At 41.2% G+C, this 8,581-nt stretch carries 3 protein-coding genes; 2 read left to right on the forward strand and 1 reads right to left on the reverse strand.

Translation table 11 applies throughout. From position 1 onward, the window contains the following. Positions 1–1,011 precede the first annotated feature (1,011 nt). Positions 1,012–4,995 (reverse strand): Ig-like domain-containing protein, encoded by a 3,984-nt coding sequence (locus G459_RS0119195; protein WP_026969095.1) that lies wholly within the window; start codon positions 4,993–4,995, stop codon positions 1,012–1,014. 973 nt (positions 4,996–5,968) lie between these two features. Here G459_RS0119195 and G459_RS0119200 point away from each other — a divergent pair. Then, positions 5,969–6,562 (forward strand): WecB/TagA/CpsF family glycosyltransferase, encoded by a 594-nt coding sequence (locus G459_RS0119200; RefSeq protein ID WP_245588206.1) that lies wholly within the window; start codon positions 5,969–5,971, stop codon positions 6,560–6,562. Positions 6,563–6,675: 113 nt separating this feature from the next. After that, positions 6,676–7,269 carry a sugar transferase gene (locus tag G459_RS0119205; protein ID WP_245588207.1) on the forward strand — a complete coding sequence of 198 codons (594 nt, stop codon included), beginning with the start codon at positions 6,676–6,678 and terminating at the stop codon, positions 7,267–7,269. Positions 7,270–8,581: the final 1,312 nt, after the last annotated feature.

Genomic DNA, 8,581 nt, shown 5'->3' on the forward strand with positions numbered 1-8,581 from the left:
GAGAATTTTGGGGTGATTTTCCTTTGAACAGTTAACAAATAAGGTATTGGTGGTGTGCTTAGACTATAGGCTTTTTTGGTAAGGGTGGGAGGTGGTTTTGGGAGATTTAATGTTTAAATAGCTAAACTTTTGTTGGTCAATTTTAAGTGTAATCATCTATTAGCCTTCCTGAATTTTTTGAGATTGGAATTTTTTGGATTGGTTCAACGACCTCCAATTTTGTTCAAAACTTGATGCCAGAAAAGACGAAATCGAGTCATATGTTATTTTTTGTATTTCGTATGGAGTAAAATTTATCTTATGTTTCTGCTTGATTTTAACTCAATATTAGTTTATTATTTTGGAGAAATGCAAATGTCAAAATTATATTTCTTCCTGTGGATATTAGCAAAAAATTGTCGTCGTGGGCTTACACTCTGCGAAATTGGTTTTCGAATAATTAAAAGTTCATTCTATACAGATTTTTGACTTTCTATTTTTTTTTCAATTTTTTGATTTTATAGACTTTTTTCTTGTAATCGTTTCATTTCTAGAGTTTTCACAGGGCTACTTTGCTGAGGGGAAGTATGCCTTTATGGAGACCGACCTCATTAAAAAGGCATTTTGGCAAAAAAAAATAGCAGCCGACTCAAATTGAAACTTTGCCATGCCCTCAGCCCGCTCTTGGGATAAGTGGAATATCGGCCGGGGACTCCACAAATTGTCGATAGTTTCCCCACTAGTTCAAAATGCATCCGCTTCATTATAGCTGCAGCGGCCTATCTGAGTGAAAGCGTTTTCAGCTGGACGCCATGGGTCAGAATCCCTCTGAAATCTATTGAAAACGAAGTAATTGAGTCATACAAGGTTCAGGCAGACCTACCTTCAGCTTCATGGCTTCTTTCACTTAAAGCCTGGAAGATCCTAAGGGCGGACAGTCAACAGCGAACTAATCATGCCTTCATATAAAATCATTCCAAAAAAATAGGGATGGAAAACGTCCATCCCCATTATCTCAAGAGTTCACCTTGTTTAAAGCTTGATTAGTTTTTGTGATTGAGTGATTCCCTTGTCGAAACTCAATCTCACCAAGTAGACGCCTCCCTTAAACGAAGAAAGATCTAAGGTGATCACTTCCTGGCTAGTGTTGAAGTCTGCATTAAGCAACTCAACGCCCCGAAGATCCAATAGAGATATTTTCCCTTTGTAATCTTTTGGATACCCATTAAAGAAGATGTTCAAATGTGAGGCTGTGGGATTGGGGCCCATCACTATTCCGTATCCACCGGCATCTACCTGTTTCTCCACCGTTGACGATCCCGGGGCAATTACTTTAAATCTTACTGGTTCAGATTCTGAGGTACGGCCCAATGAGTCTGTAATTTGAGCATAGACCAAGTGGTCTCCCAGGGGCGCATCTGACCAGTTAAATTCTTCCTGACCTTTAAACTCAGCATCCATGGGTAAGTACCAGTTGAAGTATTCTACCTTGCTGACACCATCTGAGGCCGTAATGTCCAAAATAACGGGGTCTTTTCCCAGTTCAAATATCTGATTGTCGACAGGTTTATCCATCGATACCTTAAGGTCCGAATCTGTGGTACTAGTTGAATCTGTGACTGTAACTCTGGCGCTGGCTGAATTAACTCGGAATTTTACCGTGTTGGAAGTAGCTGTGCGGCCATTGATATCCGTCACTATAGCATGAACTTGGTATTCACCGACTTCTATTCTCGTCCAGTCAAACTCATAAGGGTAGCTGGTGTCAGATGTCAGAGGTAGTCCCCAGTTGTAAAACTGGATATTTCGGACCGCGGAGGGGCTGGAGACATCTGCGTTCAGTTTAACCGTCTGCTGTCCGAGTGTAAACGTTTGATTATTAAACGGCTGACTGACATTGATTGTCAAGCTGGCAGCCGGTGCAGTTATCGTGAATCTAATGGGACTTGTCGTATATACCACACCTCTGCTGTCTGTAACTTTTGCGTAAATGTTGTATCTATCGACTTCAATCCTAGTCCAGTTGAAATCAAAATTGCCTCCAGTCATCGTCACCAATGGAAATCCCCAGTTAAAGAATTCTACCTTCTGAATCGTCAAACCTGAGGTGGCGGCGTTAGTTCTCAGGATGACTTCCTGGCTTCCTAGCGCAAAAGTCGAGTTGTTGATTGGCGAAACCATCTGAGCAGTGTAAGAGGGATTGCTCGGGGGAGCCTCGTTTGTTACCGTGAATTTTACTGCGCTGGAGGTCGCACTCAGGTTTTGATCGTCTATAACTCTTGCGGTAACCTGGTGTTCTCCAGGTTCAATGGTACTCCAGTTAAATGTGTAGGGAGCGCTGGTAACGGTCGTAACTGGAATTCCCCAATCGTAAAATTCCACCTGCTTGATTTTCCCTTCAGGATCTTGGGCATTTGCAACCAAATCCACGGGATTTAAGCCTTTGACGAAGACCTGTCCATTGTTTGGATTGGATAACGTCACCACGGGGGGCTGGTTTGACACTGGTGCAGTTGTTCCGGAAACTTTGGCAAGGAGCACCGAACCGTAAGCTGGAATGTTGACGGATCCGCTGAAGGTTTGGTTCCGTGCATTTACATAGGTGCCACTCAAGCCCCGTTGTACCGTCGCATTGGTGGGATTGTAGGCAAAGAATAGTTGGGAATCTTTGTCGATGTTTTGGGTAGTGACCTTGCTGATCTTTAGATTATCCAGCAAGACTTCCGAAGCACTCGGAGGTATTCTCATCACAATACTCTCATTGCTTTTTGAGACAACTGAACTCAATAATACTTTGTGTGTTTTGGTACCTGAAGTGGTGGATACTTTCCCGTTGCCTTCTCCTTTATCAAGGTTGAAAGTCCCCTCTAAAAACAATTCAACCGCTTTGTTTGCGGGAGTTCCCTGCATGTCAAACTCGACGAGAATTTTTTCTCCGGGCTGGATTGTTCCAATCTGAATATAGACAGTGGCGTTGCTGGAAGAATTTGGAGACAATTTCAAAGTCCCTCCCAAAATCCCACCTGACAATAATTGGGACAAGGCCCCATAAACACCTGATATAATAGAAGAGCCGAGGCTGAAATCGCTCTCCTTGATCAGAGACGAAGAGGTAATAGTGTACGTGGGCAAGTTGAGGTCAGGCTTTATTGCATTGTTGTCAAAGCCAAAGGTCGACGACCAATTGTTGAGATTCCGATCAACTCCGGATGGCCCGTCATTAGAACCCCTTGTTTTAATAAAAAAATCGTGATTGAATGGATCAAGAAAGTAATTGGAGGTAAATGTTCCAACGGATCCAATGTCATTTGCAATGGAATAAACAGAATAGATCTGATCGGTCTTATCAACCGAAGAAAACAAATTCTGGGATACGCTGACATTTCTGATGGGACCGCCGTAATTGCTGTGGGTGAGCTGGACCTGGCTTCTGGACTTGTAAAAAAGATTTTCGGTGATCACAATGTTATTTGCATTATGGAGATAGATGCTTTTACCACTCATGAACGCAACAGTATTCTTATTGACAGTTACTCCGGCACTGTTGTCATCGATATAGATTCCTTCCGCCATATCTACATCTTCCAAAGTACCAAATCTCGTTCCCTTGCCATTTAGCACAATGTTGCCAGTGATCTCCCGGCCTACATTATTTGAGGTGCTCAATCCGTCAGAATTCGTGTAGATACCTCCTCCGTCTTGCTTGAGAAGACAGAAATTGTCTATAAAATTGTTTACTACCTTAGTATAACTTCCTCCAAAGTGAATGGCATTGAAGCCCGTATTAATCAGATTGTTTTTTTCAATAAGGCTTCTTTCTCCATTACTCGCCAAATAAATCCCGACTCCCGCGATATCACTGCTTTTGGCCATTCCCTGAAAAGGCATTGTGTTTGAAATGGTATTTCCCCGTACGATTGCCGCAGGAGTACTATGTGCCATGAAAACACCTGAATTTAATGCATAATTAATTTGGTTGTTTTCGACTACCAAACCCCTGATGTCGAAAGCGGAGATTGCATTCTCTCCCGCAAAATCCAGAGTGCAGTTTTCAATTTTCACATTTTCACTTCGGGAGATATTAATCAGGTGACTGTTTGCACCCTTGAAGTGAAGATTGGAAAAAGACAGATTGTTAGTATAAGCATTATTCACCACCAAGTAGTCTTGGGTGGCCACAGAGAAGTTTGTTGATCCAACATTGTAACCGGAAAGATTGATCGTCAACCTTTTTGAACTGGGGTCATAGCTCCATTCGCCTGCTTGGTCGAGGAGAGAAGGGTGGTTTTGAAGGAAGTAGCCGTAATTTCTTTGAGGTCCATAAGGGCTCTCATGAGTGCGGTAATTAATGGTGGATCCCCCGATATAGTCAATGATGTGCCGATCGATGATCCAGTTATTTTTTCGGATCACTACTTCACCGCCGGATCCGCTATAAGGAACGCCATCTTGTGTATTGATGCTGTTAAAAGAATTTACATTTGAAATCCGCAGATACCCTCCGTCCGTTGAGCCAGTGTTCGGAAACCTGCCGATCTCCCTGATTTGATCATTGATCAGTACGACCTGTACTTTACTAATGTTGTATCCAGAAAGATCCGCCTGATACAACCCGCTTCCGATAGAAGCCCAGTTGGTGACCCTGACAAGCGACGTGATTACGGGTTTTGCCCCGGTGCCATATGAGGTAAAAAGGATTGGGGATCCCGCAGCGCCGGACCGGCTTATCCTAATAGTTCCGTAAAACACATCACCGGACCTAAAGAATACTCTGTCTCCTCCTTTTAACAAACTTGAAATAGTGTTCAATTTGTCAATCGTCCGCCATGGGGTAGCTGAATTTTGTGCTTCTGTGGAACTTCTGCTGTCGTCACCCGAGCTTGACGAAAAATAGTAGTCGGTCGAGTATCCCGACTGAATCAAACTAAAAAGTGCAAAAAAGGTAAGGATTAGGTAATTCTTTCTCACGCCGCGGGCATACATTGTCCAGCTCTCTTTGTAAATCTTAATTGTCATGATTGATTAATACGTTGGGGTTCAACCACAAAGGACAAGTACTATGCCAGCATAAAATGTAGTTTGTATATAAATAAAATAACTACATACCTGTAAGATTAGCTGTTTGGATATGCTGAGTCGATCTGTTGAGGTCGCATGCCCTTCAACATGAACGAAGAATGCAGGACTAAGAATATGCTTGATTATTTGGCGAAAGCCAAATGCTATAGTTTGAAGTAAAACTATCGACTTAATTTTCTAGGCCTGGAAGGAGAGGGGATTGAATAGATATGTAAATCCTCTGTCAACGACAAAACACAGAGTATTTGTATTGGAAATTTTTATAGTACGGTATTATATTTTGATTTAGAGGGAATACATCCGTTGTTCAGGCATACTTCATCTCAGTAATTTAACCGAATTTGCAAATAGCGTCTTCAAGTTTTCTATTAAGTAATATATTAGTTAAATATACAATTTAATTGTAGTTGAAATTCGTTTTATATCCTTGATAGTTTAACTATTAAATAACGAAATTTTTATCCGGGAAAATAGGTCTGAAATCTGATAATTTCTAAACTTTTCTCAATCTCTTCAAATTTCTAGTAATCCAATTATAAATTTATAACAGATGAAAATACAGAATAAAGTATGGTATTATGTCTATTTATTTAATTTTTAATGGGTGTAAATTTATAACCAGCATTTTTTAGAAAATTGATCTAAATTTTTACCATATTAAAATGGATTTCAAATTAAATAAAATGTATCTTGTAATGTCATCTGAAAACGGTCGAACTGTCGATCAACAAGAGAAATCTTTTTAACCCAATTAAAAACTATGAATACTTTTGAATCCGAGTTTTTAGGCTACCATATGTACAAAGGTCAGCTGATTGACATCCTCCAAAAAGGGAAAACAATCATTAACACCTTAAACCAGTACTCTTTTTGTTTAGCGGAAGAGGACAAAGTGTTTAAAAAAGCACTAATGAGTTCTGACGTTTTGCTACCGGACGGTATATCCATCGTCTTATCTGCGAAATTTTTAAGCGGTAATAACCTTTCGAAAATCGCAGGCGCAGACCTCCATGAATTTGCTCTAAAATATTTGAATAACGTTTACGGCAGCTGTTTTTATCTGGGATCTATGAATGAGACCATTGAGGCGATAGCGGGTAAAGTTGCCGAAGAATTCCCCAATGTGCGGGTAAGTGGCTATTCCCCACCATTTAAAGACCAGTTCACTGAGGAAGACAACAGGATCATGATTCAGAAGGTGAATGAATTCGGCCCGGATGTCCTTTTCGTAGGCATGACAGCCCCAAAACAGGAGAAGTGGGTATTTCAAAACAAGGACAGAATTCAAGCGACTTACATTTGTTCGATCGGGGCAGTATTTGACTTTTACTCCGGGAAAGTGGAGAGACCCAATGAGTTTTGGGTGAAATACGGTTTAGAATGGTTTATCCGATTTGTCAAAGAACCCAGAAGACTCTGGCGGCGGTATTTCCTATACGGCGCTGTATATCTTAAACACATTGCCCTGAAAAAACTCCATAACTTAACTATCTCTTTAAACTAATTTTTGAAATTACTACCATGTCACTTACCATTGAGAAATATATTGCCATAATGAATTTTAAGCAGGAGAAGGATTTTTTTATTAATTCTTACTCTCTGAACTACCTTGACTCCATGCAGGTCTATTCAAAAAGGCTGACTGATTTGTTGTTGTCTTGCCTTTTTCTGTTGACAGTTGGATGGTGGTTTTTCCTGATTATATCAATCTGCATAGCGCTAGAGTCCAGGGGGCCGGTAATTTTTAAACAATTACGGCACGGCAGAAACAACCGGCCGTTTTACTGTTATAAATTTCGGACGATGAAATTTGACCCTGCCAGGAAGTTTCACCAAGCCCAAAAAAACGATCCCAGAATTACGAAAGTCGGATATTTTCTCAGGACTACCAGCCTGGACGAGCTGCCGCAGATTTTTAATATCCTGCTCGGAGAGATGTCTTTTGTAGGTCCAAGGCCGCATGCTCTTCCGATGAACCGGGAGTATTCTGAAAAACTGCAGCGCTTTATGTGCCGTCATATGGTAAAACCCGGAATTACCGGATTGGCACAGGCAAAAGGACTTAGGGGTGAAATCAAGGACGATAAAGACATTCACTTCCGGCTAACTTACGACCTTTTTTACATAAAAAAGTGGAGTCTGATGTTCGATTTTAAGATCATGATTCTAACAGTTAAATGCTTGCTGTTTAATAACGAAAAAGCCTACTAGTCATTGGGTATGACCCGCATTTTCAAATTTAACTGATCTAGTTTCGCCCAAGTTTTGTCCTATCGAGTACTTTGAAAATATTGCTATAGATTTAGTTATCGAAAACTGGACAAAATTTTTAAGCCTTCCGCGGTGCTACTCAATTCATCAGGGCTCTAGAAAAAAAGTTCTGCTGATGAGTTCGAGTTCCACTTTCTCTGGACCAGGTCTACTCAGTCACTTCTTGGATGGCTTGTCTCAACACGTCGTTTCCAAAAGATCTTTTTGATAGCATTCTTGTAAGCCAATTGTAGTAACTACTTCTGGAAACAATGAAAACCTTACTCATTGGAGCATCTCCATGTGTTTGCCCTTCCCTTGCACAGTAAGCGGAGCGAGCTGTCTCGAAGGCTGTTTATTTGCCCTTACGCGTCATCTTCTTTAACGCGTTTGGAAGATGCTTCGAAGTGCCCCCCGGTTGGAATGATCTCTGTTCTGATGGGGACGGCGTCACTTGATGAAAGAATCGAACGCTTAGAATCAAACAGTCGGCTAAACGGGAATATTTTACTCCATTCTTGAGATAATGAATCGATATGCCAAGCATACGCCCTACACCGTAATTTTGGATACGACAGCTAATTTGTCTCCATCGACAAGATCGACACGAAACAAAGGCATGAACAATCTCACGCTTCCGCAGCAAATTCAATCGCTCATTTGCCTGAAGATTAAAATACTTGAATATAAAACGTTGATACTGGCTGCATCGTGGACCTTTGCCATTGAGCCTATAAATCCGACGTCCATTGATCATAAAACGCGGCTATGTTTGCCATATGCCAAAGGTTGTTTGAAGATCTCACGCAGCTTTTTCTGTTTTAGACTTTCATGTGTTGAAAATAGGGAAGGGGCATCCCTGAGTTCGAGAGTTGGGTAAAAGTCCTCATCTCCAAAGCCATTGCTGATTTGGTATTTGGTGAGTAGAGATTTAGCAGATGCATCAATTAAGCCACCTGTGGTCACTATTTCTAAAAAACAACCCACTGACAGGATGACTCCTGATCAGTGGGTTTCTATTTTGCAATTCCCCGGCTTTATGCCAGTGATGAGATCAGGAGTCTAAAATCTACCATGAAAAATAATAGTCCCTCCGCTTCGGTCTTCCGTCACCGCTCTTCCAGCTCCAAGAGCAAAGGAAATTAGGTTGGTGGTACAATTGCGGATAATCTTGTTAGAAAAATTGATCATGCTGTTACGACCGATTTTGTTTTTGATTTTATCGTCAATTTCCTCTTTCTACCAACTAGGTTCGGAGGAAAAACCAACCACC

Source organism: Algoriphagus terrigena DSM 22685 (assembly GCF_000429445.1).
In the GTDB taxonomy this organism is placed as follows: domain Bacteria; phylum Bacteroidota; class Bacteroidia; order Cytophagales; family Cyclobacteriaceae; genus Algoriphagus; species Algoriphagus terrigena.

Bases quoted from the DNA above. Each gene is read 5' to 3' on its own strand.
- G459_RS0119195 (WP_026969095.1), bottom strand. From the start codon at position 4,995: ATGACAATTAAGATTTACAAAGAGAGCTGGACAATGTATGCCCGCGGC.
- G459_RS0119200 (WP_245588206.1), top strand. From the start codon at position 5,969: ATGAGTTCTGACGTTTTGCTACCGGACGGTATATCCATCGTCTTATCT.
- G459_RS0119205 (WP_245588207.1), top strand. From the start codon at position 6,676: ATGCAGGTCTATTCAAAAAGGCTGACTGATTTGTTGTTGTCTTGCCTT.